General features: G+C 70.9%; 26 protein-coding genes. 8 read left to right on the forward strand and 18 right to left on the reverse strand.

Annotated features, from left to right (window positions below):
• Positions 1-66 precede the first annotated feature (66 nt).
• Complete coding sequence (locus ABH935_RS23355; RefSeq protein ID WP_370380043.1) at positions 67-942, forward strand: NAD(P)H-binding protein; 876 nt, start codon at positions 67-69, stop codon at positions 940-942.
• Entirely contained in the window at positions 939-1,490 is a 552-nt protein-coding gene (locus ABH935_RS23360; RefSeq protein WP_370380044.1) for a DUF1772 domain-containing protein, read from the forward strand. The genes ABH935_RS23355 and ABH935_RS23360 overlap by 4 nt, the downstream gene beginning before the upstream one ends.
• A 93-nt stretch (positions 1,491-1,583) precedes the next feature.
• Here ABH935_RS23360 and ABH935_RS23365 read toward each other — a convergent pair whose 3' ends face one another.
• Positions 1,584-2,021 carry a hypothetical protein gene (locus ABH935_RS23365; protein WP_370380045.1) on the reverse strand — a complete coding sequence of 146 codons (438 nt, stop codon included), beginning with the start codon at positions 2,019-2,021 and terminating at the stop codon, positions 1,584-1,586.
• Positions 2,022-2,042: 21 nt separating this feature from the next.
• Positions 2,043-2,399 carry a VOC family protein gene (locus ABH935_RS23370; protein WP_370380046.1) on the reverse strand — a complete coding sequence of 119 codons (357 nt, stop codon included), beginning with the start codon at positions 2,397-2,399 and terminating at the stop codon, positions 2,043-2,045.
• A gap of 256 nt (positions 2,400-2,655) precedes the next feature.
• Here ABH935_RS23370 and ABH935_RS23375 point away from each other — a divergent pair, with 256 nt between their 5' ends.
• Entirely contained in the window at positions 2,656-3,258 is a 603-nt protein-coding gene (locus ABH935_RS23375) for a helix-turn-helix domain-containing protein (RefSeq protein ID WP_370380047.1), read from the forward strand.
• Positions 3,259-3,381: 123 nt separating this feature from the next.
• Here the strand turns inward: ABH935_RS23375 and ABH935_RS23380 are convergent, their stop codons facing one another.
• From ABH935_RS23380 to ABH935_RS23400, 5 genes are all read right to left on the reverse strand, one after another.
• Positions 3,382-4,212: a FadR/GntR family transcriptional regulator gene (locus ABH935_RS23380; RefSeq protein ID WP_370380048.1), complete on the reverse strand. Its 831-nt coding sequence runs from the start codon at positions 4,210-4,212 to the stop codon at positions 3,382-3,384.
• A 139-nt stretch (positions 4,213-4,351) separates the two neighbouring features.
• Positions 4,352-5,182, reverse strand: a complete 831-nt coding sequence (locus tag ABH935_RS23385) for a hypothetical protein (protein WP_370380049.1) — start codon at positions 5,180-5,182, stop codon at positions 4,352-4,354.
• Positions 5,183-5,254: 72 nt separating this feature from the next.
• Entirely contained in the window at positions 5,255-6,019 is a 765-nt protein-coding gene (locus ABH935_RS23390; RefSeq protein ID WP_370380050.1) for an SDR family NAD(P)-dependent oxidoreductase, read from the reverse strand.
• On the reverse strand, positions 6,016-6,594 hold the full coding sequence (locus ABH935_RS23395; RefSeq protein WP_370380051.1) for a DUF2617 family protein: 579 nt from the start codon (positions 6,592-6,594) through the stop codon (positions 6,016-6,018). The genes ABH935_RS23390 and ABH935_RS23395 overlap by 4 nt, the downstream gene beginning before the upstream one ends.
• A gap of 98 nt (positions 6,595-6,692) precedes the next feature.
• Positions 6,693-7,094 (reverse strand): hypothetical protein, encoded by a 402-nt coding sequence (locus ABH935_RS23400; RefSeq protein WP_370380052.1) that lies wholly within the window; start codon positions 7,092-7,094, stop codon positions 6,693-6,695.
• A gap of 182 nt (positions 7,095-7,276) precedes the next feature.
• Here ABH935_RS23400 and ABH935_RS23405 point away from each other — a divergent pair, with 182 nt between their 5' ends.
• The gene (locus ABH935_RS23405; protein ID WP_370380053.1) at positions 7,277-8,707 is read left to right on the forward strand and encodes an NCS2 family permease; all 1,431 of its coding nucleotides are present in this window, start codon (positions 7,277-7,279) and stop codon (positions 8,705-8,707) included.
• Between the two features lie 33 nt (positions 8,708-8,740).
• Here ABH935_RS23405 and ABH935_RS23410 read toward each other — a convergent pair whose 3' ends face one another.
• The 3 genes from ABH935_RS23410 to ABH935_RS23420 form a co-directional block, all read right to left on the reverse strand.
• Positions 8,741-9,316, reverse strand: a complete 576-nt coding sequence (locus ABH935_RS23410) for a Uma2 family endonuclease (RefSeq protein WP_370380054.1) — start codon at positions 9,314-9,316, stop codon at positions 8,741-8,743.
• Positions 9,317-9,443: 127 nt separating this feature from the next.
• On the reverse strand, positions 9,444-10,052 hold the full coding sequence (locus ABH935_RS23415) for a response regulator (RefSeq protein WP_370380132.1): 609 nt from the start codon (positions 10,050-10,052) through the stop codon (positions 9,444-9,446).
• A gap of 161 nt (positions 10,053-10,213) precedes the next feature.
• A complete protein-coding gene (locus ABH935_RS23420; RefSeq protein WP_370380055.1) occupies positions 10,214-11,524 on the reverse strand; it encodes a sensor histidine kinase in 1,311 nt (436 codons plus the stop codon).
• 91 nt (positions 11,525-11,615) lie between these two features.
• Between ABH935_RS23420 and ABH935_RS23425 the strand changes: the two genes are divergently transcribed.
• From ABH935_RS23425 to ABH935_RS23435, 3 genes are all read left to right on the forward strand, one after another.
• The gene (locus ABH935_RS23425) at positions 11,616-12,665 is read left to right on the forward strand and encodes an SAM-dependent methyltransferase (protein ID WP_370380133.1); all 1,050 of its coding nucleotides are present in this window, start codon (positions 11,616-11,618) and stop codon (positions 12,663-12,665) included.
• Between the two features lie 36 nt (positions 12,666-12,701).
• A complete protein-coding gene (locus ABH935_RS23430) occupies positions 12,702-14,636 on the forward strand; it encodes a serine/threonine-protein kinase (RefSeq protein ID WP_370380056.1) in 1,935 nt (644 codons plus the stop codon).
• A 159-nt stretch (positions 14,637-14,795) separates the two neighbouring features.
• Complete coding sequence (locus tag ABH935_RS23435) at positions 14,796-15,518, forward strand: SWIM zinc finger domain-containing protein (RefSeq protein WP_370380057.1); 723 nt, start codon at positions 14,796-14,798, stop codon at positions 15,516-15,518.
• A gap of 404 nt (positions 15,519-15,922) precedes the next feature.
• On the opposite strand, the gene ABH935_RS23440 is transcribed toward ABH935_RS23435, so the two are convergent.
• On the reverse strand, positions 15,923-17,347 hold the full coding sequence (locus tag ABH935_RS23440; protein WP_370380058.1) for a hypothetical protein: 1,425 nt from the start codon (positions 17,345-17,347) through the stop codon (positions 15,923-15,925).
• Positions 17,348-17,618: 271 nt separating this feature from the next.
• On the opposite strand from ABH935_RS23440, the gene ABH935_RS23445 reads away from it, so the two are divergent.
• On the forward strand, positions 17,619-18,791 hold the full coding sequence (locus ABH935_RS23445; RefSeq protein ID WP_370380059.1) for an NADH-quinone oxidoreductase subunit D: 1,173 nt from the start codon (positions 17,619-17,621) through the stop codon (positions 18,789-18,791).
• 124 nt (positions 18,792-18,915) lie between these two features.
• On the opposite strand, the gene ABH935_RS23450 is transcribed toward ABH935_RS23445, so the two are convergent.
• The 7 genes from ABH935_RS23450 to ABH935_RS23480 all read right to left on the reverse strand — a co-directional run bounded on the left by ABH935_RS23450 (position 18,916) and on the right by ABH935_RS23480 (position 25,760).
• On the reverse strand, positions 18,916-20,085 hold the full coding sequence (locus tag ABH935_RS23450) for a hypothetical protein (RefSeq protein ID WP_370380060.1): 1,170 nt from the start codon (positions 20,083-20,085) through the stop codon (positions 18,916-18,918).
• Between the two features lie 113 nt (positions 20,086-20,198).
• Positions 20,199-20,822 (reverse strand): DUF3180 domain-containing protein, encoded by a 624-nt coding sequence (locus tag ABH935_RS23455; protein ID WP_370380061.1) that lies wholly within the window; start codon positions 20,820-20,822, stop codon positions 20,199-20,201.
• 331 nt (positions 20,823-21,153) lie between these two features.
• Positions 21,154-21,708: a 2-amino-4-hydroxy-6-hydroxymethyldihydropteridine diphosphokinase gene (gene folK, locus ABH935_RS23460; protein WP_370380062.1), complete on the reverse strand. Its 555-nt coding sequence runs from the start codon at positions 21,706-21,708 to the stop codon at positions 21,154-21,156.
• Positions 21,705-22,136 carry a dihydroneopterin aldolase gene (gene folB, locus ABH935_RS23465; RefSeq protein ID WP_370380063.1) on the reverse strand — a complete coding sequence of 144 codons (432 nt, stop codon included), beginning with the start codon at positions 22,134-22,136 and terminating at the stop codon, positions 21,705-21,707. The genes folK and folB overlap by 4 nt, the downstream gene beginning before the upstream one ends.
• A gap of 109 nt (positions 22,137-22,245) precedes the next feature.
• Complete coding sequence (locus ABH935_RS23470) at positions 22,246-22,836, reverse strand: nuclear transport factor 2 family protein (protein ID WP_370380064.1); 591 nt, start codon at positions 22,834-22,836, stop codon at positions 22,246-22,248.
• Positions 22,833-23,714, reverse strand: a complete 882-nt coding sequence (gene folP, locus ABH935_RS23475) for a dihydropteroate synthase (protein ID WP_370380065.1) — start codon at positions 23,712-23,714, stop codon at positions 22,833-22,835. Before folP ends, ABH935_RS23470 begins: the two co-directional genes overlap by 4 nt.
• A gap of 9 nt (positions 23,715-23,723) precedes the next feature.
• Positions 23,724-25,760, reverse strand: a complete 2,037-nt coding sequence (locus tag ABH935_RS23480; RefSeq protein ID WP_370380066.1) for a phosphatidylglycerol lysyltransferase domain-containing protein — start codon at positions 25,758-25,760, stop codon at positions 23,724-23,726.
• Positions 25,761-25,980: the final 220 nt, after the last annotated feature.

A 25,980-nucleotide genomic window follows, 5' to 3' on the forward strand; every position in this document is an offset into this window, starting at 1 on the left:
GATCGCGTATGGAAGCGTGGAGTCTGGACCATTCTGGATCTCACTCATGGCCGCTGTACTGGAGTCATGAACGAGAACACGAACCGGAACGAAAGCCCGAACCAGAACCCGAACCAGAACCCGGACGACTCTCTGATCCTCGTCCTCGGCGCCTCCGGCAAGACCGGACGGCGGGTGGCCGACCGTCTGGAGGCCACCGGCGCGAACGTCCGGCGTGGTTCCCGCTCGGCGAGCCCGGCGTTCGACTGGGACGACCCGGCGGGGTGGCCGGCCGTGCTGCGGGACGTCACGAGCGTCTACGTGTCCTTCTTCCCGGACATAGCCGTGCCGGGGGCGCCCGAGACGATCGCGGCGTTCACCGCGGAAGCCCGACAGGCCGGGGTGCGGCGCGTGGTGCTGCTGTCCGGTCGCGGTGAAGCGGAGGCGCAGCGGGCCGAGGAGGTCGTCGCGGGGGCGGGACTGGAATGGACAGTGGTCCGCGCCAGCTTCTTCGCGCAGAACTTCTCCGAAGGCGCCTTCTACGACGCGGTGATGTCCGGGGCGGTAGTCCTGCCGGTCGAGGATGTGCGGGAGCCGTTCATCGACGTCGAGGACATCGCCGACGTCGCGGTCGCCGCGCTTACCGAGGACGGGCACCACGGCGAGATCTACGAGGTGACCGGACCGCGTCTGCTGACCTTCGCGGAGGCGGTCAGCGCTATAGCGGAGTCCTCAGGACGGCAGGTCACCTATACGCCGGTCCCTCTGGAGGCCTTCACCGCGTTCCTCGCGGAAGCGGGTGAGGCGCCAGAAGTGATCGAGATCCTCGCGTACCTCTTCAGCGAAGTCTTGGACGGCCGCAACGCCTCTGTGGCCGACGGAGTACAGCGCGCTATAGGGCGACCGCCGCGCGACTTCGCAGAGTTCGCCCGCAACGCAGCCGAGAACGGAGCCTGGAAATGAAGACGCGCGTGTCCGGCAGCGGCATCCTGGCCGCCGCGACGGTCGTGACCGGCCTCATCGCCGGCGTCTACTACGCCTTCGCCTGCTCGGTGATGCTGGGACTCGGTGCCTCCGGCGACCGGACCTTCATCGAGGCGATGCAGAACATCAACAAGAAGATCGAGAACCCGGTGTTCTTCCTGACCTTCTTCGGCGCCCTCGTCCTGTCGGCCTGGGCCCTGCGCAGCTACCGCCACGACCGTCGGCTCCGCCTCTGGATCGCCGCCGGGTTGGTGCTCTACACGATCGGTCTGCTTACCACGATGGCCGTCAACGTCCCACTGAACAACCAACTGACCAACGCCGGCGCCGCGGCGAAGATCGCCGACCCGGCGGCCGTGCGGGCACGGTTCGAGGACACGTGGAACGCGTGGAACATCGCGCGGGCACTGCTAAGTACGGGTGCTGCGGCCTGCCTGGCGCGGGCGCTGCTGCTGGCCGGCCGACACGGGGACACGCCGCAACCTCAGGCGGCGCCGGCCCAGCAGCGGATGTGGAGCGCTGTTTGACCGGGTGGAAAGACGGTCGCAGAGACGGCCCTGTGGGATTCGCTATAGGGAATCCCACAGGGCCGATTCGCTTTAGTGGCCGTCTGCAGAGCTTTAGTGCAAGCCGATCGCCGGGTCTATCCGGCGCAGCAGCGCGGGACCGTCGTGCCAGTCGCTGACCCACTCCCGGTCAGCGTCGGTGATCTGGTCGTCGATCCAGGCGAACGGACGGCCGTCGGCCCACGCCACGATCTCGGGCGTCTTCCAGAAGACCCCGTCCGCCGGCTCGACGCGGTCGTCCGGCCAGACGATGACGGGCAGTTCGGGTAGACCGAGGACCGGGCCGATGTATTCGTTCGCCTCCTGTTCCCAGGTGGTGGCCCAGACCAGCGTGTAGGGCAGCGCGGCCAGGGCCGGGCTGTCGGGCTTTCCCAGCAGGGTCAGCAGGATCCTGCGCTCCTCGGCCCAACTCGGCGGCAAGAAGCGGTGCGTCGTATAGCCCTCAGGGCGTTGCGTCGGTTTGGCCGCGTACGGATTCAGAGGTCCGTCCACATCATCGACATAGCGGGAGTATCACGCCGCGGCGACGCAGAAGGGATGCCCCTCGGGATCGGTGAGGACCGTCCAGCGATCGCCGCCGGGCTGGAACTCGGGCTGCTTCGCGCCGGCGGACAGGAGGTCCTGGATCGCCTGGGCCTTGTCGGCGGCGGTGAAGTCCAGGTGGGCGTGCTTGGCGGGGTCGGGCCAGGCCGGGGGCTGGTAGTCGGCGACCTTCTGGAAGGCGAGGTGGACCGGGCCTTCGCCGACGTAGACGAAGGTCTCGTCGGTGTCGGTGACCGGCCAGCCGGTCGCGGCGCTGTAGAAGGCGGCGAGGGCCACCGGGTCGGCGCTGTCGAACATGATCGTGGTGAGGGTCAGTGGTGCGTTCATGGGTCGAGGATGCGCCGCACGGGCGGGGGCCGTATTGAAGATTCTTGCGGCTGCGGAGCTGTCGGTCCCGGCGCGTAGCGTCGGTGAGGTGCAGACCGCTACAACCCTCGCAGCACGGCCCGAGTTCTCGGTGCACGAGGTCGACTGCCTCGGTGGGGGTCCCGCGTGGTCGAGCTCCGAGGAGCACCAGACGCACCGTCTGGTGTTGATCCGTAAAGGACGGTTCCGGCGCTGGACCAACGGAGTCGAGACTGATGTGGACCGCACGACCGCCTATGTGGCGACTCCCGGTGAAGAGGAGCGCTTCGCGCATCCGGTAGGCGGGGATGTCTGCACATCAGTGGGATTCTCTAGAGAGCTCTGGGGACGGCTCCCTGTAGGAAGCGTCGTATATGTAGACGCGCGCATTGAGTTGGCACATAGGCGGCTACTAGTGGCGGCCACTACAGGAGATGCGGACTACGCCGTCGCCGAAGAACTCCTTAGGCTTGTCGCACTGGCTGCCGGATACGCAACGAAATCCGTGATCGGGGACGGCGTATTAGCGGCGGCGGCCCGTGAGGCGATCCTGGCCGACGTCCCGCAATCGGCAACGCTATGCGGCCTCGCGGAGCTCTTGGGAGTCTCGCCGTTCCGTCTCAGCCGTGTCTTCTCGCGGCAAACCGGTACGTCGTTGACGCGCTTCCGCAACAGAGTGCGCGTTGGCCGTGCCATGGACCGGCTCGCCGACGGCGAAACTGCGCTGGCGGACCTCGCGCACGACCTCGGCTTCGCCGACCAGGCGCATCTGACGCGGACGGTGCGCGACCACGTCGGCCGCACTCCCGTGGAACTGCGCCGGTTGTTGGCAAGCAGGTAGCGGGCCAAGCAGGTAGCACGGTCGAGCAAACAGCACGAAGGCCCCGCAGGATCTCTCAATCCGGCGGGGCCATATGCGCGCTCTTCACGGGAATCCCCCGAATCAGCAGGAGGGCTTGCCTGCCTACACCCGGGCCGACTGCATCGGCGTCCGCACGCCGTGCCGGTTCAGCGGGACCGTCGCGACCTGTCCCTGGCGCAGCGGCTGCGCGCCGGGGGCGGTCGCGGGGGCCGGGACCTGCTGGCCCGGGGCCGCCGGCGCCGAGGCCGGGGCCGGGACCGGCAGCGAGCCGGCCGGGGCGCCCGGGCCCGCCGCGACCGTGGCGTGCACCGCCTCGGCCAGGAGCAGGCGGAGCTTCATCGTCTCGACGAGCTTGGCCGGGTTGTCCTCCTGGCCGCCGTAGGGCACGTCGATCGTCTCGATGACGCAGCGCGCCACCTCGTTGCCGGCGGCCTCGGCCAGGGTGCGGGTGAAGGTCATGGCCGCGTCGTGGAACGGGCCCGGTTCCTCGGTGGCGGCGCGCATCCGCTCCAGGGCCGCGGCCAGCTGTTCGCGCTGGGGCGGGTGGATGCGGCGGGCGGCCAGCTCGGCCATCAGCGTGAGCAGGGCCGTGCGGACCTCGCCGAGCTCGGCGACCAGCTCCGGGGAGGATTCGTACTCCAGCTGCACGCTCAGCACCAGCGGGTCGAGCAGGTTCCACTCGGCCTTGGGGCGGACGGTGGTGCCGCGGCCGTGGCGGATGCGCAGGACGCGCTTCTCCTCCAGGGCTTTGAGCGCCTCGCGCAGGATGGTGCGGCTGACCGCGAACTCGGCCGCGAGCGCCGCCTCCGGGGGCAGATCCGTGCCCGGCGGGAACTCGCCTTCCAGTATGCGCAGCAGCAGCCGCTCGACGACGGCGTTGGCGAGGCGGGCGGGCCGGATGACCCGGTGGACGTTCCATCCCTCGACGTACATGCTGCTGGTGCTCCTCGATCGTGCTGCTGCGTCACTGGCCGCCGCGCGGGGTCCGCCCGGCTTCCAGGCATCCGGTGTGATGTACCGACTTGCGCGCCAATGTACGAGCCGAGGTCTACTCAAGGCAGCTATCTGAGGGCTATTCCATCCTAAATGATGAATCCGCGCCCGGCTTGTCGGCGCGGTGGCGTCGCCTGCGCTTGATCAGCAGGAACAATGCCAGAGCCGCGATCGCCGGGAGCCAGCGGTTCTTCTCGTATCGGCCGTTCCAGACCGCGGCCAACGGGTCTTCGGAAAGCGATTCGTCCGAGATCGCGGCGGCCGGGGAGAGCGCGGGGATCTCGGCATTGGTGATCTTGTCGGATTCCGATTCGGATTCCTGTTCTTTATTCGACGGCTCCGCCGCGGCCGACTCGGGTGCCGCGGGCGCCTCGGTCAACTCGGGCACCTCGGCCGCCTCGACCGCCTCCGTCGCAGAACCCGCACCGAACTGCGCGGCCAGCACATCGATCCAAGCCGCACCCAGCGCCTCGACGGCGCCGTGCCAGTCCTCCCGGGTGAACTCCAGAGCCCGCCCGGACAGCTCCAGCTCCGGAACCACCGTGACCAGGGTCCGCTCACCGTCCTCCCCGGCCTGGGCCAGGGTGACCCGGAGATACCCGGCCAGCGCGCCGTTCCCCCGCGCCTGCGCGGCGTCCACGGCGATGTCCAGCGTCCCCTTGTGCGCCTCGGCACCCGCTATGCACGCGGTGCCGCGATAAGTGATGGCGGCCCCGGCGCCGGAGCCCACCCGCAGCTTCAGCCGGCCGGCCACGACGTCCCCGGCGACGCCCTCGGGCCCGTCGGCCGGGGGCACCGCGTGCACCGCGTCGACGGTCAGCCCGGGCACGGCGCGCGCCATCTTTTCGGGATCGGTGAACGCCAGCCACATAGTCCTGTGCCGCACTGGCACCTCGACCTCGAACGCCATCGCGTACCCACCCCCTCGCCGGGAAGTCACCCGCGTCCCCGCCATCGTGCGGACCGCGTGCCTGGTGGCACGTTACCAGCGCTTGGACATCCCGCGGCTGACCTTGGTGACCAGATTCCGGGGGACGAGCTTGGCGACCGCGGTGATCGCCTTGTACTGCATGCTCGGCACGCTCACCGGAACGCCGCGCCGCAGGTCCCGCAGGGCACCCTCGACGATCTCGTCGGCCTCCAGCCACATCCACCCCGGGATGTCGCCGGTGTCGATGTCCGCGCGCTCGTGGAACTCGGTGTGGGTGAACCCGGGGCAGACCGCGACCACCCGCACGCCGGTGCCGTGCACCTCGGCGGCGATGGACTCGCTGAAGTTGGTCACCCAGGCCTTGGCGGAGCTGTACGTGCCGCGCGGCACGAAGCCGGCGACCGAGGAGACGTTGATGATCGCGCCCTTGCCGCGCTCGATCATGCCCGGCAGCGCCGCGCGGGTCAGCCGCAGCACGGCGCGCACCAGCACGTCGAGCATGGCCTCCTCGTCCTCGACCGGATGCGACAGGAAGGCGCTGCCCTGGCCGAAGCCGGCGTTGTTGACCAGCACGTCGACCCCGCGCAGCGGATCGGCCAGGCGGTCCTCGACCAGCGCGCGGCCGTCCACGGTGCCCAGGTCGGCGGAGAGCACCTCCACCTTGCCGGCGCCCAACAAACTGAGCTCGGCGGCGGCGTTCTCCAGGCGCTCGACGTTGCGGGCCACGAGCACCAGGTCATAGCGGGCCGCCGCGAAACGGCGGGCGAACGCGGCACCGATGCCGGCCGTCGCCCCGGTAATCAAGGCCGTCGTCATGGCCTCAAGCCTGGCATGCCCCCTCCGGCGCCACCAGAGGGGGGTGCCAGGTAGAGGACCGTCCTGGTGGCGACCACGTCCCCGCCGCCCCCGGCGTGCGGGTAGGTGTGCCAGGTACGCCACAGCGCGCCGTGCAGGCGGGCCGGGAGCGGCTCGACGACCACGGCCGTGATGGCGTCGGGGATCGCGGGGAACACCGCGATGGTGGCCTCTGGCAGGGCGCCGACGTAGTCACGCAGCGCCGAGGCCCAGCCCGGGAAGTGGCCGGCGTCCACCTCGCGGACCTCGCAGCGGACCTCGTAGTGGTAGCCGTCGTCGAGTTCGCGCTCTATGGCTATCGGCAGCGGGCCCGGGGCGGCCTCGCGGCAGGCGACGGTCTCGCGGCAGACCAGGCGGCCGCGGTCGGCGGTGCGGACCAGGATCTGGTGCGAGGCGCCGAGGATGCGGACTTCGACGTCGAGGCTGCCGACCGGGTGTCTGTCGCTGTGTAAGGGCGGCTGGTCGGGGGCTTCCAGGGACCACGACAGCTCCGAGGCGCTGACGTCCCTATAGGGGACCGATAAGGGGGCGATCACACACGATCAACGACTCGGCGGCTGCCAAGGTCACGAAGAAAGCGTATGGTCCTACGATTCGGTGAGCTGATCCCGATATGTGTTGTGGGGGGCTCGGATCAGCGACGACCTCGGCCGCGCTTGGTGTCGCGACCAGATTCTCGACCAGATTCTCGACCGGGGTCGCGGCCGGCGTCGCGGCTGTTGTCGCGAGCGTCATCCCGAACGGCGTCGCGGCCGTTGTCCCGCCCCTGCTTGCGTCCCCGCCCCTTGCGCTCCCGGCCGGCAGGCTCCTCGTGCCCGACCTGGCGGCCGTGCTCGGTCTCCCGCTGGATGACCGCCTTGCGGCGCCCGACCATCGGCAAGCCCAGCATCCCCAGGCCGGCCCCGGCCAGGGGGGTGTAGAGCCACCAGCCGTGGCCGTCGGAGATCAGAGTTTTACGAAAAGGCAACAAGATGAGGAAAGCGGCAGCCCACAGGCCGATACCGATCCAGATAACCTTTGGCTCGTTGATCTGCATCGGCTCCAGTTTGGGCCGGCCGGCGCGGCCTCTTTGGGCGGTGCGCCCGGAAGAGTCACGCTCCGGCGTGCCCTCCGGTTCGTCCGCTCGGCGCCTGCGGCCCTGGGTTGTCATGTGGACAGGATATCGACGGCACGGATCTCCGTAACGGCGGCACATTTCACCAGGCGAGGAGTGGGAGCTTGTCAGTTCAGACGGGAAGCGCAGGCGGTCCCGGCGGGGTGGGCGTCCTGGAACGCGTCTTCAAGGTGCACGAGCGGGGATCCTCATACGTCCGTGAAGCCCGAGGCGGGCTCGCCACGTTCTTCACCATGGCCTACATCCTGGTGCTGAACCCGATCATCCTGGGCGGCGCCAAGGACAAGTTCGGCCACGTCCTGAGCCACACCCAGCTGGTCACCTCCACCGCGGTGGTGGCCGGCGTGATGACGCTGATCATGGGCATCGGTGGCAACCTGCCGCTGGCCATCGCGGCCGGGCTGGGCCTGAACGGCGTCGTGGCCTTCACCCTGGCCCCGACCATGTCCTGGCCGGACGCGATGGGCCTGGTCGTGCTGGAGGGGCTGGGCATCTGCCTGCTGGTGGTCACCGGACTCCGGCAGAAGATCATGGACGCCATCCCGCTGGCCCTGAAGAAGGCCATCGGCGTCGGCATCGGCCTGTTCATCGCCTTCATCGGCCTGGTCGACGCCGGCTTCGTCGGCAAGGGCGCGGGCACCCCGGTCACCCTCGGCGCCGGCGGCACGCTCAAGGGCTGGCCGATGTTCGTGTTCTGCATCGGCGTGCTGCTGACCCTGTGCCTGCTGGTCCGAAGGGTCCCCGGCGGCCTGCTGATCTCGATCGTCGGCACCACGGTCCTGGCGATCGTGGTGAACAAGATCGCCACGGTCCCCGACGAGGCCTGGGGCACCATCGCCCCGAAGGTCCCGCACGGCATCGTGGCGCACCCCGACTTCGGCCTGCTGGGCAAGTTCAGCCTGTTCGGCGGCTTCCACCACGCGGGCGTGATGACGGCGATCGTGTTCGTCTTCACCCTGATCCTGGCCGACTTCTTCGACGCGATGGGCACCATCATCGGCATCAGCGGCGAGGCGGGCCTGCTCGACGAGGACGGCCGGCTGCCGAGCATCGGCCGCGTGCTGTTCATCGACGGACTGGCGGCCTCCGCCGGCGGCGCGGGCTCGGCGTCGTCGAACACGTGCTTCGTGGAATCCGCCGCCGGCGTCGGCGAGGGCGCGCGCACGGGGCTGGCGAACATCGTCACCGGCGCGCTGCTGTTCCTGGCAGCGTTCCTGACCCCGGTGCTGACCATCGTGCCGTCCCAGGCGGCGGCCCCCGCGCTGGTCGCGGTCGGGTTCCTGATGATGACGCAGGCGAAGGACATCAACTGGGACGACTGGGAGATCGCGGTCCCGGCGTTCCTGACCATCGCGCTGATGCCGTTCACCTACTCGATCACGAACGGGATCGGCGCCGGCTTCATCCTGTTCTGCGTGCTGAAGGTGGTGCTCGGCAAGGCGCGGGACGTGAACTGGCTGATGTGGATCGTGGCGTTGTTCTTCGTGGTGTACTTCGCGCTGGATCCGATCAAGCAGGCGCTGGGGATCGAGTAGCCGATCGGCCGGGGGCGGGCCTCTGGGAAGCGACTAGCTTCGACGCTTGTCGATTTCCCAGAGGTCCAGTGTCACGGGGAATGGCTCTTCGACTTCCAGGCAGTCGGTGAACTCGCCGACGAGATCGTAGGAGCCGAGTTCCTTGTCGAGCTTCCGGACTTCGACCACGGTCTTCCCATCGACATCGTCGACGAGCCAGAAATGCGGGATCCCGGCCGCGGCGTAGAGGTCGGGCTTCTTCTTGCGGTCGCGATTCTTCGACTCGGGTGAGACGACCTCGACCACCAACAGCACGTCAGCCGCCTCGAAACCCGTCTGGCGAATGCCGCGCACAGCCTGTATGTCGACCACCAGCACGTCAGGTTCAGGGCGGGTGTTCTTGGTGAGCTTTACAGTCATCTCGGCCGTCACGAACAGCTGCGACGGCACCGTTCGATCCAATGCGTTCCAAATCGCTTGCTTGGCCAGGGCATGGAAGAGCGCCTGCGGGCTCACAAAGATCAGGTTCCCGTCGATCAGCTCCGTGTGGGGCGGCAGATCAGGGATCCGATCCAGGTCCTCGGCGACATACGGCCCGGAATGCGTGGGGCGCAGCGGCTCTGCGGTCACACTCACAGCGTACCTCCGGATACGGGTAGTTAATCTGCCGATACCCAGTGTGCACAAACCAGCGAATCACCGCGCCGACAACAGCAGCATTCACCCATTCAGAGCATTGTCACGCCCCGAGCAAGCCCTACCGCCCCCGAGCCTTCACCAGCCCCGTCTCGTAGGCCAGAACCACCGCCTGCACCCGGTCCCGCAGGCCGAGCTTCATCAGGATCCGTCCGACGTGCGTCTTCACGGTCGCCTCGGACAGGAACAGCTTTCCGGCGATCTCCGCGTTCGACATCCCCTGGGCGACCAGCAGCAGCACCTCGTGCTCGCGCTCGGTCAGAACGTTCAGTTCCGGCGGCGCCGGTTCGCTCTCGGAGGGGAGCATCGGGGCGAACTTGTCCAGCAGCCTGCGGGTCGTGGAGGGTGCGACCACGGCCTCGCCGCTGTGGACGGCGCGGATGGCGGCCAGGAGGTCCGGGGGTGGGACGTCCTTCAGGAGGAAGCCGCTGGCGCCCGCCTTGAGCGCGGTGAACGCGTATTCATCGAGATCGAAGGTGGTGAGCATCAGGACCCGGGGGCGCTCGCCGCGCACCACGATCTCGCGGGTGGCGGCGACGCCGTCCAGGCGCGGCATGCGGACGTCCATCAGGACCACGTCGGCCGGCAGGGTGCTCAGCAGGTCCAGGGCCGCCTGGCCGTCGCCGGCCTCGCCGACCACGGACATGTCGGGCTGGCTGTTCAGGACCATGCGGAAGCCGGTGCGGAGCAGTTCCTGGTCGTCGACCAGGACGATGCGGATGGCGGCCGGTGCGCCGTCGGGTTGCGCGGTCGGGTCGCTCGGGTCAGTCCGATCCAGCCGATCCAGCCGATTCAGCCGATCCATCGGTTCCGGCGTGCTCTGGCTCAACGTCACGACTCCTGGGACTCGGCCTGCGGTTCGCTCCGGTCGGCGGACTCCGGGCCGGCGAAGGGCAGGATCGCCTCCACAGCGTAGCCGCCGGAGACGTGCGGGCCGGTGACGAGTGTGCCGCCGAAGACCGTGACCCGCTCGCGCATGCCGACCAGGCCGTGCCCCATGCCGTCGCCGGGGGCGGCGTCGCCGCGGCCGTTGTCGACGATGCGCAGCACCAGGCAGTCGTCGGTGTACATCATCGCCACCGAGGCCTTCACCTGCGGGCCGCCGTGCTTGCGGGTGTTCGTCAGCGACTCCTGCACGATCCGGTACACCGCCAGCGCCAGGCCCGTCGGCATCTCCCGGGGCACGCCCTCCACGGTCAGGGACACCGGCAGCCCGGTCGAACGCACCTGCTCCAGCAGGTCGCCCAGCTGCTCTATGCCGGGCTGCGGCACGTAGGTGCCGACGTCGTCGGCCGAGCGCAGCACGCCGAGCATCCGCCGCATCTCGGTCAGCGCGGTGCGGCCGGTCTGGGCGATCGCCATCAGCGCCTTGCGCGCCGCCTCCGGGTCCTGGTCCATCGCGTACGTCGCGCCGTCGGCCTGGACCACCATGACCGAGACGTTGTGCGCGACCACGTCGTGCAGCTCGCGGGCGATGCGCGCGCGCTCGGCGGCCGCGGCGATCTGGGCCTGCGCGTCGCGCTCCCGCTCCAGGCGCTCGGCACGGTCCTCAAGACGCACGTAGTACTCGCGGCGGTAGCGCATGGAGTCGCCGGCGACCCAGGCCAGGCCGACCAGCCCGGCGATGAACACCGCGACGAACAGGAAGGTGACCCAGTTGAAGTGGTCGGTGGCGTTGTACGATGCCTGCTGCTGGTAGCAGACCTTCTGCGCCGGGGGTGGGCCGGTCTGGTCGCACTGACCGGACGACGGATCGCTGTAGAGGTGCAGCAGCCCGAACTGCACGAGCGCGCCGATGTACGTCAGCACCATGGCCGGGATCGACCAGCGCCGCTGGCAGTAGGCCGCGACCGTGTAGAGGTAGATCGGGTACGCCAGGTCGGCGGCGTTGAAGGCGCCCACCAGGGTGAAGAAGCTCAGGAAGGCCGCCACCGCGGCGACGGCGAACGTGCCCCGCGGCCACCTGCGCCGGAAGACCAGCGGCACGATGGCCGCCACCATCAGCGGCGCGACCAGCCCCTTGCGCAGCCCGGAGCCGTTCGTCGCGGTCAGCGCGGCGATCCCGATCAGCAGCAGGATCAGGGCCGGGATGCCGTCGATCAGCTTCGGGTGGCGCTGGATCCAGGCGTAGACGCGAGACACGTTTTCAGCGTAGGTGCGCACCGGCGGTCCGAACATGGCGCCGCGGGATGATCCGGCGGTCATCCTCAGGTCGCACGACCTGGGCGGTAGCGTGGCCGCCGTGACGGAATGGCTGACCTGGCGCGCGGCGATGGACCAGGCCCTCTACGGCCCGGACGGCTTCTACCGCAGGCCGGGAGCCGGCCCCGCCGCGCACTTCCGCACCTCGGCGCACAACCCGGTGTTCGCCGAGGCCGTCGGCCGGCTGCTGCTGCGGGTGGACCGGCGGCTCGGCGCACCGGAGCGGCTGGACTTCGTCGACATGGCGGCCGGACGCGGCGAACTGGCGACCGGAGTGGTGCGCTGGCTGACGGCCGAGGCGCCGGAGGTCGCGGAGCGGCTGCGGGCGGTGGCGGTGGACCTCGGGCCGCGGCCGGAGGGGCTGCCGGCGGCGGTGGAGTGGAGCGGGACGGCGCCGAGCGGGGTGGTCGGGCTGCTGCTGGCGAACGAGTGGCTGGACAACGTGGTGTGCGACGTCGCGGAGGTCGGGCCGGACGGGGTCGCGCGGATCGTGGAGGTGGATCCGGGGAGCGGGACGGAGCGGCTGGCGGCAGTGCCGGACGCTGCGCAGCGGGAGTGGCTGGAGCGGTGGTGGCCGCTCGGCGACGCTTCGGGCGCGCGAACCGAGATCGGCGATTCCTCCGGCGCGGGAGTCAGCGCCTCTTCCGGCGCTCGCGCTGAAATCGGCCTGGACCGCGACGCGGCCTGGCGCTCGGCCGTGGACCGGCTCGACCGCGGCCTCGCCGTCGCCGTCGACTACTCCCACACCGCCGCCGCTCGCCCCCGCTTCGGCACGCTGACCGGCTACCGCGACGGCCACCAGGTGCCCGCGGTCCCGGACGGCACCTGCGACATCACCGCGCACGTGGCCCTCGACGCCTGCGCCGCCGCGCTCGGCCCGGACGCGGAGACCGTGCTGACCACCCAGCGCGAAATGCTCCACGACCTCGGCATCTCCGGCGCGCGCCCCAGTCTGGCCCTGGCCTCCTCCGATCCCCTCGGATATCTCCGGGGCCTGAGCCGGGCCTCCTCGGCCGCCGAGCTCACCGACTCGGCCGGCCTCGGCGGGTTCGGCTGGCTGCTAACCTTCTCAAGCTGCTGAAACCCTTTTAAGCTCCGGCCAGGGGAGGTGGCGCGCGTGGCGGAAGCGGACGCGGCGAACGTCTGGGCGTTCGGACCGCAGGCCTCGCTGGCCGCCGGGTTCCTCAACCCGCCGGAGCCCGAGCCGCTGCGGCCCCGCGACCCCGAGCGCGTCGGCGGCTACACGCTCGTCGGGCGGCTGGGCGCGGGCGGCATGGGCGTGGCCTACTTGGCGCGCGACGACGCCGGCCGCGAGGTGGCGCTGAAGCGGGTGCACGAGGGCCTGGCCGAGCACGAGGAGTTCCGCGCCCGCTTCATCCGCGAGGTCGCCGCCGCCCGCCGCGTCCCCGGCCGGCACACCGCACGCGTCGTCGACGCCGACGTGCTGGCCGACCCGCCGTGGCTGGCGACGGAGTACTTCCGCTGCTGGACGCTGGCGCAACAGGTGCCGCGGTTCGGGCCGCTCACCGTCGAGAACGCCGGCACCCTGATCGCGCGCCTGGCCGACGCGCTGGCCGCGATGCACGCCGCGGGACTGGTCCACCGCGATCTGAAGCCCTCGAACATCCTGCTGGCCCCGGACGGCCCGCGCATCATCGACTTCGGTATCGCCCGATCGGCCGACCTGGCCGCGCTCACCACCACCGGCCGCATGCACGGCACGCCCGGCTACATGGCGCCGGAGCAGATCGAAGGGCGCGAGACCGGGCCGCCGGTGGACGTCTTCGCCCTCGGCGCGTGCCTGGTCTACGCGACGACGGGCACGAGCCCGTTCTGGGACGGCTCCCCCACGACGCTGATGTACCGCACCGTGCACGCCGAACCCGACCTCGGCTCGATGCCCGAGGAACTGCGGGAGGTGACGCTGCGGTGCTTGACGAAGGAGGCCGAGGGGCGGCCGACGGCCGCGGAGTTGGCGGCGGAGTTCGCCGAATACGGCGGGCAGGCGCAGATGCCGGTGTTGGAGTCAGACGGCGTTCCTGCGGAGGACCAACCGGAGAAGCAAGCGAAAGAGCGACCCGCAGCAGAGGCGATCGACATAGCCGAGGCGGATCGGAGCAAAGACGAGGCGGACGTAGAGCCCGAGGTTCCCGTCGAACACAACGTGATCGACGGGACCACCGCGTTCATCCCCGAGACGTCGGCGACGGAATCACGCCAGAACATCGATTTCCCGCCACCCGACCGGCGGCCGAGAACCGGTCTTGTCATCGCGACAGCGGCCGGAGGCCTGGTCGCGGCGGCAGCCGTCGCCCTGGCCCTGGCGACCAACAGCGGTTCGACCGCCGCTCCCCCGGCGCGGGCCGGCACATCGCAGCCTTCGATCGCCGTCCGATCGCATCCTTCGACCAGCGCGCCGAGCACGAATCCGTCCCGGTCCGCGTCAGCCATCCCCGGCCAGCCTCCGCCGCTTCCCCGGACCCTCGTCGGGTACTCCGGACGGCTGCTCGGGGCGAACCTCGCATGGTTCGAGAGTCTGCGGATCCCCGCGTCGTCAGCGCCCTGGTCCGCCGGCGGTCCCTGGTCGGCGATCGCAGGGCCCGGATGCCCGGACGGCGTCGGCCACGCGCTGTCCGCGTCGACCGGCTGGTCACCCGATCCGACGCACGGAGGCGCGGTTTTCGGAGGCTGCGGCGGCGCCGATCTCGTCGCCCCGACCGTGGCTCCCGGCCAGACCGCGACCGCCCGCGTCGCCTGGAGCTTCACTCCGGGCCCGGCCGTCTCCGAATGTGCTCTGTTCGCCTACAACGCGAACAGCCCGGCCAACCTGGCCTTCGGCGACTACTCGACCGCCGGCCGCGCCGGCCAGTTCCCGATGTCCGGCGCGTCACATGCCGGGGAGTGGGTCGAGCTCGGGATCGCGGCGCCCGATGCCGACGGGAACCTCACCGTCGGCGTCAGCAACGATCAGCCCGCTGATGTGCAGCATCCGCCGGGCCCGACCGTCACCGCCGCGCAGGTGGTCGCGGTCTGTGGCGGGCCGTCTGTGTGACGCCTGCTTGACGTCAACGTGGCAGCGGCCGACCGGCCGTCGCAGAGTCCGCATAACGCCTCGACAACGATCCGCCCGCCCGGGTTTCGCCACCCTCGTTTGGGATAGAGCGTCCGATTGCGCCCCGACTTTGTCAGACCCGCTCGCTAGAATGTGCGTATGACAGCATTCTTCAGCAAGAAGGATCTGGAGCGGTTGGCCGGGCCGCGCGCCTATCAGCGGGGGGTCGCCTCCGTCCCGGCCGTCGACAGTCTCGGGACCTCGGGGGCGGAGATCACCGCGACCGTCTACGGTTCCGAGCCCTGGCAGGTACGGCTGGACCGGCGGCCCGCCGGTCTGGACTACTCCTGCGACTGCCCGCGCGGGATGATCGGGGATTTCTGTCGTCACTGCGTCGCGGTCGGGCTGGTGTACTTGGACGGGCCGGTGACCAAAACGCGGAGCGCGGAGTTCGTGGCGGCGCAGCGGGAGATCGCCGGCCTGCGGCGGCTGCTGGGGATCCTGGACCGCGAGGACCTCATCAACCTGCTGCTGGACTGCGCGCACGACGACCACGACCTGCGGCGCCACCTCGCGGCCCGGGTCGACGACCTGGTCACGCCGGGGGCCGACGTCAACGAAACGGAGCTCCGGCTGGCCGATGTGCGGGCCCTCACCGACCCGGCGAGTGCCATCCCCGTCTACAAGAAGCACATAGAGGCCCGGATCGCGGCCCGGAACCGGCGCGACTACGCCGAGGCCGCACGCTACCTGCAGCACCTGAAGGCGGCCTACCAACGGCTGCACCGCAAATCCGAGGCCGTGGCCTACATCGAGGGACTGCGCGCCGCCAACGCGCGCAAGCACAACCTGCTGGAGGAGCTGGCCAAGCGCGGCCTGTAGCGCGCTCCCGGACGACCGGCGGCCGCCATGGGGCGGTGGCCGCCGGTCCGGTGTGGCCGGGCCGAGGGTTCGGTCCGGCCACGCCCTGCTGCGCTCTGCACCGCACCGCACCGCACCGCACCGCACCGCACCGCACCGCACCGCACCGCACCGCACCGCACCGCACCGGCCACGCTCTAGCGAGCCGCGCCAAGCCAGGACAAGCCCCGAGCCGCGTCGGCCGTCTTCGGCGACCCGGGTCAGTAGCCGGATCCGCAGCCAGAGGCCGGATCCACTCCCCCGACCTCGGGCGAAGCCGTTCCGAGCCATGCTGCGCGCACCGCACCAGACCAACCGCGCTGTACCAGCCGCTCTGCGCTATGCGGCGCCGTGTTCCGTACCAATCCGGCCCGAATCAGCAGCCGCTACCGCTCCCCATCCCCATACTGCGCGCCGTCCCCATGCGGCTCGGCCTCGTCGTGCCCGAGCGGCACCTCGCCGACGCCGCCGTCGGCCCGTGCGGTCCGCTCGCGCCGCTTCATCAGCACCCACCACAGGATCAGCGCCAGGCACACCGCGAGCAGTCCGGCGGCGACCAGCACCGTCGGGTTGCCCGACGACGTCGCGCCGGGCGTGCTCGCCACCTCTGTCGTGACCAGCGTGCCCGGGGTCGGGGTGGCGGTCGGGGTGTCGGCGGGGGTGTCGGCCGGGGTCGGGGTCGCCGAGGGGATCGGGGTCGGCGTCGCGGACGTCGCCGGGGTGCTCGGTGTGCTCGACGGGGTCGTGGGGGTCGGCTGCGGGGGCGGCTGGACCGTGAGTGCGCCCGAGACGGTCGGCGGGCCGGTGAGGGTCAAGCCGACCGGGGCGAGGACCAACGGGACCGTCAGGGGCTGGGCCGGCGGTGCCACGGAGGTCGGCGGGCCTGAGAGCTGGCCGGAGGTGGCGGACGTGGCGGGCGTCGTCGGCGTGCCCGGCGTCCCGAAGGCCCCGGCAGCGATCGTCACCCGCACCGAGAACTGCGCCGTGCTGCCGGCTGGCAGCGCCAGGCCCGGCAGCACCGTCGCGAACATCGGGGTCGTCGACGTGGCGTCCGACACCGAGACTTGGTGCCAGGACCCGCCGGTCTGCACCTCGACCTTCACGTCACTGGCGTGCGCGATGCAGCCGGCGGAGCCCGAGGGGCACAGCAGCAGCTTCACCGGGATGCCCGCGAGGTCGACGTCCGTCGGGTTGGTCAGCTTGCCACTGAGCACCGTCGAGGCGCCCGCGCGCGCCGAACCGGTCAGTCCGGAGGCCTGGAACGACGGTCCCTCCACCGGCATCGTCGCGACCGCCGACGCGCCGTTGGCCGACACGTTCACCTTCACGTCGTCGAGCACCGCGGTACCCGGCGACAGCCGGACCTTCACGACCTGCGTGCCGTTGGCCGGGACGGTGACGTTGTCCGTCACCGCGAACGACGCCTGCCCCGCCGGGACGCTCTGCGTCTGCCAGGCGCTGCTCGCCGGGTCGTAGTGGTCGACCCGGAGCGTGGCGGCCGAGGCGCCGGCGCCGTCGGCCGTCAGGGTCGTGTTCACCGCGCCGGTGTAGCCCTGGCCGCCGACGTCCTTGACCGTGACGTCGACCTCGCGCTCGGGCAGCTGCCGGCCCGGCAGGTCCAGCGGCAGCTGCGCCGGCGCCGTCATCGACAGCTCCACGCCGTTGACCGCGACGCCGGACACCGTCTGCGTCTGCGGCGTGCCCGGCGGCGTGGCCACCGGGCCCGATCCGTCCGCGAACGCCGCCGTCGTGGCCGACCCCGCCACGACCACCATCAGGCCCGCCACGACGACGCGAAGCCTTCGTCTCATCTCCGACCCCTGACCACCCCGCGGCCCGTCGCACGGGCCTCCCATCACATAGACGCAAGGACGCGTCACACGTTGCCCCCGCGTCCCACGTCGTCACCGAACCGTGATCGTCGCCCGCGCAAAGGCCGCACAACACCCGCTCAAACGCCCTCAAGCGCCCCGCTCAGCATCCGCTCAGCATCCGCTCACCGTCCGCTCACCAGCCCACGCACCGCCTGCGCACTGCCCGCCCGCCGGTCGCCGCACGGCCGCGGCCAGGCCGCCTGGCACAATGACCGGCATGACCTCCCAGCAGCTGACCGAGCGCGTCGCGGGCACCGGAACGGGCCTGGAGACCACCGACATGGTGCTCAACATCGGCCCGCAGCACCCGGCCACGCACGGCGTGCTGCGCCTGCGGCTGGTCCTGGACGGGGAGCGCATCGTCTCTGCCGACCCGATCATCGGCTACATGCACCGCGGCGCCGAGAAGCTGTTCGAGGTGCGCGACTACCGCCAGATCATCGTGCTGGCCAACCGGCACGACTGGCTCTCGGCGTTCGCCAGCGAGCTCGGCGTGGTGCTGGCCGTCGAGCGCATGCTCGGCATGGAGGTCCCCGAGCGCGCCACCTGGGCCCGGACCCTGCTGGCCGAGCTGAACCGGATCCTCAACCACCTGATGTTCCTCGGCTCCTACCCGCTGGAGCTGGGCGCGATCACCCCGATCTTCTACGCCTTCCGCGAGCGCGAGGAGATCCAGGCGGTGATGGAGGAGATCTCCGGCGGCCGCATGCACTTCATGTTCAACCGGGTCGGCGGCCTGAAGGAGGAGCTGCCGCTGGGCTGGACCGACCGGGTCCGCGCCGCGATCGCCAAGGTACGCTCCCGGATGTCCGACATCGACCGCCTGATCACCGGCAACGAGATCTTCCGGGCCCGCACCCGCGGCGTCGGGGTCCTGACCCCGGAGCAGATCGCCGCCTACGGCGTCTCCGGCCCGATCGCCCGCGCTTCCGGCGTCGACTTCGACCTGCGCCGCGACGACCCGTACCTGGCCTACGGCGAGCCCGAGGTGCGCGACAAGCTCAAGGTCGTCACCGGCCGCGGCGGCGACTGCCTGGCCCGCTTCGAGGTGCTGCTGGAGCAGGCGTACAACTCCCTGGACATCGCTCAGGCCTGCGCCGACAAGCTGGACACGCTGCCGGTCGGCCCGATCAACCAGCGCCTGCCGAAGATCCTGAAGGTGCCGGAGGGCCACACCTACGCCTGGACCGAGAACCCGCTGGGCATCAACGGCTACTTCCTGGTCTCGCACGGCGACAAGACCCCGTGGCGGCTCAAGCTACGCTCGGCGTCGTTCAACAACATCCAGGTGCTGGCCGAGGTGCTGCCCGGGCATCTGGTCGCGGACATGGTCGCGATCCTGGGGTCGATGTTCTTCGTGGTCGGGGACATCGACAAGTAAAAGCGACGCGAAGGCGACACCCGGGCGACGAGAAACCCGCCGCCCGGCGACGAAAAGGCCCCGCCGACATCGGCGGGGCCTTTCGCGGAAAACCTCAGCGTGTTGAGGAACCGGCTGAGGAACCTCAAGCGGTCCCGGTCTGCCGGTGCTCGATCTTCGCCATCTGCTGCGTCTCGTCGTACATCGTCAGATCCACCGGGGCCGCGTTCGACGTCGTGCCCTGGTCCGCGGCGAGGTAGGGGCGGTACAGGCGCTCCGGGGCCACGGGCCGGCCCGACGGGAGCGCCGCCGGACGGCCGTCCTCGCGCTGACGGGGCATGACCACGCCGGGGACCGTGTACGGGTCCTGACCGGGGCCGTCGACCTCGGCGGCGACGTCGAAGCCGACCTGGTCGCGGACGGCCAGGACCGCCGAGCGCAGCGGCCGGGCCTCGGCCGGGGGCAGCTGGGCCGGGATCTCGGCGGGCAGCTGCGGCTCCTGCACACGGACCGGGACCGCGGCGGCGGGCCGCAGGTCGATCTCGGTGCCGGGGGTCGTGTCCACGGCGGCACCGTTTCCGGTGCCGTAGTCCATGAACTCGGTGTAGTCCGTGTAGTCGGCGTAACCCGCGTACTCGGTCTCGTACGCCGGCACCATTTCATAGGCGGCGTGCTGCGCGGTGTACCCCGGGTTGTATTCGAGCTCGTAGGCGCCTGTACGCGCCGCCTGGTAGCTCGCGAAAGCGTGGTCGTGCACGGACACCGGCTCGAACTGCTGGGCCGGCTCGAAGGGCTGCACCTGCGCGATCGACTGCACCGCCGAGCGGGTCAGCTCGGCCGCGGCCGTGGTCTGCTGGACCCAGGCCGAGAGCACCGCGAGGTCGTGCTCGGCGCGCACGCGCGCGGCCTCGGAGGCGTCCGCGCGCAGCTGCTCCTCCTTGGCCCGCTCCTCGAACAGGACCACGGTCTCCTCGGCGGCCAGCGCGTCGGTCTTGAGGTCCGCGATCTGCTTGTCCCGGCGCGTGGTCTCATACCGCAGCTCGGCGGCGTGGTCCTCGCGCATGGTGGCGACCAGCTCGCGGCGGGTCGCACGATCGCGGCGCGCGGCGAACATCGCCACGGAGGAGAAGAGGCCGCCGGCGGCGGCCATGCCGACGCCGAGCCGGAGGTGGAACGGATCGCTCCAGGCGAGCGTGGTCGCGATGCCCGCGGCCGCGCCTGTGAGGGACGTGGTGGTGGCGACGATCGAGGGCCATGCCGGGCCGGCTATGTCGCCCCCGCGTCGCTGGGCCTGTAGCTGCCGAGCGTGACGCATGGCCGAACATTACTGGCTGCGGCGTCGCACGGACAAGCGAAACGTACGAGCGATACCGGGCACGCGGATATCAAGATCTTGCAAATGAACAGGGTTCGGACATACAGGACGATTCAAGAGCCTGAATGATTGGATTCCCGCCGGACCGGAAAGGTCCCGTCCGGACGGTTGCGCACCGGACGCGTCGGAGTGGCCGTCTTCGTCTTGTTCCCGTTCTGCGGGACGCCGTCGTCCGGGCCGCTCGGCGGCACCCGCAGGACGTACTCCAGGAACAGCGCCGCGCCGACGAGCGCCAAACCGCACAGGACCGTGATGCCGCAGACGATCGCGCGGTTGCGGAAGACGTCGACGTCGAGCTTGTCGAGCAGGAACACCCCGTAGCCGGCGTACACGCCGGAGACGATCGCCCCGACCATCGACGAGGCCTTCGCGAACATCACCGCGCGGGCGGCCTGCAACGGGTCCAGCGGCTTGGGCGCGCGCTGCCCGGGCAGGATCGGCGGCGACGGCTCCCCGTCGAGGACGCGCTGCACCGCCTCGCGCTGCGCCTTCAGGCGCGCACGGAAGGCCAGTGCGGTGGCCAGCATGATGACGGCCAGGATCGCCGGGGTCAGCGGGGCGGAAGCCGGGACGCCGGGCGGGGTGCCGTAGTGCGCCCAGAGCTGGACACCGCCGTAGGACAGGGCGCCGATCACCAGGAACGTGGCCGCGAGTGCCAGGGGACGTGTGGGCTTCACAGGGTCCACGGTACGCGGACCGGGGCGAAGGAGGCGAGCCGCTGCGCGCCTGGCGATACGCGGCGCCGCCGGAGGCCGCCCCGAGCCCGGCCCGAACTGCCGAACGACGCGCTGACCAGCGGCGGAACCGGGGGTGAAGCGCGGGGCGAACCGGGGCCGCAAACCCGCTCCGCCGGACGGCCACCGAGCGGCTACCGGACGACCCGACCACCGACTGACCGTCACCGGACAGCGACGAACCACCGAGGCGTGGCGGAAAACCCACGATCGGCGCGACCGAGTCCCCGTCACACCTCGGCATGAATCGGCGTGAATCAGCGGGAATCACCGCCTACGGCAGCATCAGCTCCAGATCGTCCCGGCGCGCCGCCCCCTGCGCCGCGGCCCCGCCGAGTGCGGCCAGCAGCTGCGCGACCGGCCCGGCCCCGATCAGCACGTCCTCGGGCCGCGCGTCGTGCCACGGCGCCAGCACGAACGCGCGCTGCGCGGCCCGCGGGTGCGGCAGCGTCAGCTCCGGCTCGTCCTGGACCAGCTCGTCGAACTGCACGATGTCGATGTCGATCGTCCGCGCGCCCCAGTGCACCTCGCGGGTGCGGCCCAGGGCCTCCTCGATCGCCTGGGTCCGCATCAGGAGCATGTCCGGCGGCAGCGCCGAGGTGATGCCGAGCACCGCGTTCAGGTAGTCGTCCTGCGGCTCGGCGCCCTCGGCGAGCAGCGGGGCGGTCTCGTAGACCGGGGACAGCCAGGTGACGGTCATCGACGGGGTGTCCGCCAGGGAGTCCACCGCCGACTGTAAGTTGGCCAGCCGGTCCCCGAGGTTGCCGCCGATCGCCAGGACCGCGGTGTGCAGGCGGATGCCGCCCTCGCCGGTCGTCGTCTCGCTCATATCGCCGACCCGCCGTTCTCCGGCGGCCGCGGCTTCGCGCCCGCCAGGTCGTCCCGCGTCCGCACCACGGTCACCGTGACGTCCTCGAACGGCACGGTGATCGGCGCGTCCGGCTTATGCAGCGTGACCTCGACCTCTTCCACGAGCGGGTACTCCAGGCACGCCGCCGCCATCCGGGCCGCCAGGGTCTCGATCAGGTTGACCGGCTCGCCCTCGATCAGGGCCACGATGCGCTCGGAGACCTCGCCGTAGTTGACCGTGTCGGCCAGGGCGTCGGTGGCGGCGGCACGGCTGGTGTCCAAGCCCAGCGTGACGTCCACCATGAACGTCTGGCCCTTCTCCCGCTCGCGCTCGAAGACCCCGTGGTGGCCGCGCCCGCGCAGCCCGTGGACGGTCACCCGGTCGAGCCGCTTCGTGTGAGTAGACATCATGACGAACATACCGGGGCCTGCTCGGCGCCGCCGTCCCGGGATCGCCCGAATACCGCGCGCCACCGGCCCGCGGCCATGATCGCCGGGGCTGACCTGCGCGGGCGGGCTACTCCTCGACGCTCTCCATGACAGCCGACGCGTGGTGCATCCACAGCCGCCAGCCGTCGTCGGTCCGGCGGAAGATGTTGATCGTCGTGGCCCGGCCGCCGGCGATGAACCCCGGGTCCTCCTCGGAGGAGCCGGCCGACATGTCGGTGATGATGTTCTCGGTCAGGCTGACCACCGCGATCCGGTCCACCACGTCGATCCGCACGTCGGTGAGGAAGAACTGGAGGAACGGCGTGTTCGCGCACACCACCGCCCAGGAGCGCAGCACGTCCTCGCGCCCGAACACCGGGGCCCAGCCGGGGTGCACGCACTGCACCGAGGCCTCGAACGGCCCGGCCAGCCAGATCGCGCCCAGCCGGTCCAGGTCGCCGGCCTCGGCGGCGGCGTAGAACTCCTCGTTGGCCTCGGTGATCGCCTCGATGTCCGCGGTCACCTGCGGCGGCGGGCCGCCGGGGCCGGCCGCGAAGGTGCCGAACTCCTCCTCGAACTCGACGAAGTCGCCGAAGCCGTCGCCGTCGTGGCTGTCGTGGCTGTCCCGGTCGTGGTCCTCGGCCGCGTCGCCGGGCCCGCCGAGATTCCCGGCGCTCATCGCGCGGCCGCCAGCGCCGAGGCCACCCGGACCGCGTCCAGCGAGCCCAGCGCGTCGTGCGCGCGCACGCCCCAGGCCCCGGCGGCGGCGACCAGCGCGGACACCGCGACGGTCGCCGAGTCCCGGCCGTGCGGGGGCCGGATCCCGCCGGCCTCGTCGGCCAGCAGCCGGCCCAGGAAGTTCTTGCGGGAGGCGGCGATCAACAGCGGCCTGCCGAGCGACTCCAGCTTCTCCAGATGCGCCAGCAGGGCCCAGTTGTGGTCGGCGTTCTTCGCGAAGCCGAGGCCGGGATCCAGGATCACCTGGTCCTCGGCGATGCCCGCCGCCAAGGCCGCGTCGTAGCGCGCCTGGAGTTCCTCTATGACGTCCTTCACCACGTCGCCGTACACCGCGCGGGTCTGCATGTCAGTGCTGTGCCCACGCCAGTGCATCAAGATGTACGGCACGCCGGTTTCGGCCACGAGCGGGAACATCTCCGGGTCGGCCAGGCCCCCGGAGACGTCGTTGACGACCACCGCGCCGGCGTCCAGGGCGGCCGCCGCGGTCGAGGCGCGCATGGTGTCCACCGACACCCGCACGCCGGCGGCGGCCAGCTGCTCGATCACCGGCAGGACCCGGCCCAGCTCCTGCTCGGCGGTGACCCGGGCGGCGCCCGGCCGGGTGGACTCCCCGCCCACGTCGACCACGTCCACGCCGTGCCGGTGCAGCCGCAGACCGTGCGCCACGGCCTTGGCGGTGTCGCCGTCGGCGTAGTACTCGCCGCCGTCGGAGAAGGAGTCGGGCGTCACGTTCACCACGCCGAAGACGGCGCAGCGTCCGAATTCCGGCAGACCGCGCACGGTCTGGCTGCGGTTGAGGGGCCGGCCCTGCGCGTTCATGGTGAAAGCCTAGCCGTTCGCCGCCTTCTGTCCTCCCGGCCCGCGAAGGGCCACCTCGGGCTCGACGCGCGAGCGCTTCGCGGTCTGCTCGTCCGCGTTCTTCTCGACGTTCGTCCCGGGGTTCTTCACGGCGGGCTTCTCGTCGGTCCCGACGCCGGAGCCCTTGCTTTCCGAGCCCGTGCCCGCGGTGTCCTTGCCCGCGACGTCCTTGTCCTCGGGCCCCTTGCCCTCGGGGCACTCGGCGTCGCCGTCGAGGTCGTCCAGCTCGCGCTCGTCCCGGTCCTTCTTCGACCAGGGCAGGCCCGGCGGGACGATGAAGCCCTCGGCCTCGGCGTAAGCCAGGCCCACGCGCGGAATGTCGCGGGTGTTCTTGAACGCGACGTACCGCGGCACCCACTCGGGCTGGAACTTCGAGTTGAACTTGTAGAGCGACTCGATCTGGTACCAGCGCGAGAAGAACACCAGCGTGGAGCGCCACATCCGGGTGATCGGGCCGGCGCCGAGCTTCTCGCCGCGCTCCAGCGCCGAGCGGAACACCGCGAAGTTCAGCGAGGCCCGCTCGATGCCCAGGCCCTTGGCCGCCTGCATGGCCTTGACGATCAGCAGCTCGTTCAGCCCGGGCTCGGCCTCCCGGTCGCGCACCATCAGGTCCAGGCTCATGCCGTCGGTGCCCCAGGGCACGAAGTTGATCAGGGCCCGTACCTCACTGCCCTTGGTCGCGGTGGCCACCACGCACTCGCCGTCGGCCGGGTCCCCGAACCGGTCCGGGCCCAGCGCCATGGAGAAGCTGCCGCGCTCGCTGGAGCCGCGCCAGGCCTCGATGCCGGTCTTGATCAGCTCGACTTCTGAGCGCGGGATGTCCTTGAGCCGGCGCACCTGGCACTCGTAGCCCTGCCGCTCGACGCGGTTCACCATCTGCCGCACGTTGCGCATCGCGCGGCCCTCCAGGCTGAACTTGTCGGTGTAGCAGATGGCCTCGTCGCCCAGTTCCAGCGCGTCCAGGTCGGCCTCGCGGCACCACACCTCGCCGCCGGTCTCCGAACAGCCGACCACGGCCACCACCCAGGCGTGCCGTTCGGCCTCCTCCACGTAGACCTTGATCGCGCCGGGCCAGGCCTCGGGGTCGCCGATCGGGTCGCCGGAGGCCAGCATCACCCCGGAGACCACGCGGAAGGTGATCGCGGCCTTGCCCGAGGGCGACCAGATCACCGACTTGTCGCGGTGCGTGGCGAAGTAGGCCAGCGAGTCCCGGCGGCCCTGCTTGGCGATCAGCTCGCGCAGCCGCTCGTCGTCCTCGGCGGACTGCCGGGCGATCGGCTCGGCCGGGCGCAGCACCAGGTAGGCCACGATCAGCGCGGTCATCAGGCCCAGCCCGCCGAGCAGCGCGGCGACCAGGTCGTCGGTGCGGCCGGTCTTGAAGTGGACCGGCCCCTCGATCCCGATCAGGCCCAGGGCCACGTGCTGCAGCCGGGCGAAGGCGCTCGGGTCGTTCTCGATGTGCTTGCTCTGCCAGTACATCAGGGCCATGCCGGAGGCGAAGGAGAACGCCGCCAGCAGCACGAAGGCCCGCAGCGCCCGCCAGCGCGTGTACGGGTCGCCGAGGGCGTAGAACTCCTTGCGGTAGACCAGCAGCAGGACCAGCAGCAGGACCGTCAGGACGATCTGCACGCCCAGGTAGTGCATCGCGGTGTCGCGGTCCTCGCTGCGGAACGAGCGTACGAGGTGGAAGACCACGACTGTCACCAGCAGTACCACCGCGACCCACCACGCGCGCTTCTTGCGCCGCTTGAGGGCGTGCGCGATCAGCACCAGCAGCACGCCGGACATCAGCGTGGCCGCGGCGGCCAGGTTCTGCACCTCGGTGGGCATCTTGATGAGGAACGGATGCACCCGCGAGTGCCGGTAGCCGGGCGAGATGGCCGAGGCGATGTTGCCGAAGCCGGCCAGGTACGTGATGTAGGCGACAAGCCGCGGCACCCACTTGCGGTACTGGGGCGGCTGCGCCGCCGCCGCGTCGGTCGGGGGCGGCGCGGTATTGGAGGTCATGGCTTTTGCCCGAGTCATGTTGGAGGGACGTTCGAGGGCACCGTGCGGGTTGTCACCGGTGTCACCGGCGTCGTCCGCGGACGGGACAGACCCGACCCGATTGTGCCCCGCGCCGGTGCTCGCGGGGGCATCCTTGGGGAAATCACCGCTGGAGCTCGCAAGTACTGTGTCCGCACTCCGGCGCTTACCCGTACCGGAGGACTTGACGCGCGGCCCCGGG

Source organism: Catenulispora sp. GAS73 (assembly GCF_041262085.1).
GTDB lineage: Bacteria > Actinomycetota > Actinomycetes > Streptomycetales > Catenulisporaceae > Catenulispora.

Coding starts and splice junctions, on each gene's coding strand:
- ABH935_RS23400 (WP_370380052.1), bottom strand. CDS start 7,094: ATGCAGATCAACGAGCCAAAGGTTATCTGGATCGGTATCGGCCTGTGG.
- ABH935_RS23480 (WP_370380066.1), bottom strand. CDS start 25,760: ATGACCTCCAATACCGCGCCGCCCCCGACCGACGCGGCGGCGGCGCAG.
- ABH935_RS23470 (WP_370380064.1), bottom strand. CDS start 22,836: ATGAGCGCCGGGAATCTCGGCGGGCCCGGCGACGCGGCCGAGGACCAC.
- ABH935_RS23445 (WP_370380059.1), top strand. CDS start 17,619: ATGACCGGCATGACCTCCCAGCAGCTGACCGAGCGCGTCGCGGGCACC.
- folP (WP_370380065.1), bottom strand. CDS start 23,714: ATGAACGCGCAGGGCCGGCCCCTCAACCGCAGCCAGACCGTGCGCGGT.
- ABH935_RS23450 (WP_370380060.1), bottom strand. CDS start 20,085: ATGCGTCACGCTCGGCAGCTACAGGCCCAGCGACGCGGGGGCGACATA.
- folK (WP_370380062.1), bottom strand. CDS start 21,708: ATGAGCGAGACGACGACCGGCGAGGGCGGCATCCGCCTGCACACCGCG.
- ABH935_RS23440 (WP_370380058.1), bottom strand. CDS start 17,347: ATGAGACGAAGGCTTCGCGTCGTCGTGGCGGGCCTGATGGTGGTCGTG.
- ABH935_RS23380 (WP_370380048.1), bottom strand. CDS start 4,212: ATGTACGTCGAGGGATGGAACGTCCACCGGGTCATCCGGCCCGCCCGC.
- ABH935_RS23390 (WP_370380050.1), bottom strand. CDS start 6,019: ATGACGACGGCCTTGATTACCGGGGCGACGGCCGGCATCGGTGCCGCG.
- ABH935_RS23415 (WP_370380132.1), bottom strand. CDS start 10,052: ATGGTCCTGAACAGCCAGCCCGACATGTCCGTGGTCGGCGAGGCCGGC.
- ABH935_RS23370 (WP_370380046.1), bottom strand. CDS start 2,399: ATGAACGCACCACTGACCCTCACCACGATCATGTTCGACAGCGCCGAC.
- ABH935_RS23360 (WP_370380044.1), top strand. CDS start 939: ATGAAGACGCGCGTGTCCGGCAGCGGCATCCTGGCCGCCGCGACGGTC.
- folB (WP_370380063.1), bottom strand. CDS start 22,136: ATGTCTACTCACACGAAGCGGCTCGACCGGGTGACCGTCCACGGGCTG.
- ABH935_RS23355 (WP_370380043.1), top strand. CDS start 67: ATGAACGAGAACACGAACCGGAACGAAAGCCCGAACCAGAACCCGAAC.
- ABH935_RS23435 (WP_370380057.1), top strand. CDS start 14,796: ATGACAGCATTCTTCAGCAAGAAGGATCTGGAGCGGTTGGCCGGGCCG.
- ABH935_RS23385 (WP_370380049.1), bottom strand. CDS start 5,182: ATGGCGTTCGAGGTCGAGGTGCCAGTGCGGCACAGGACTATGTGGCTG.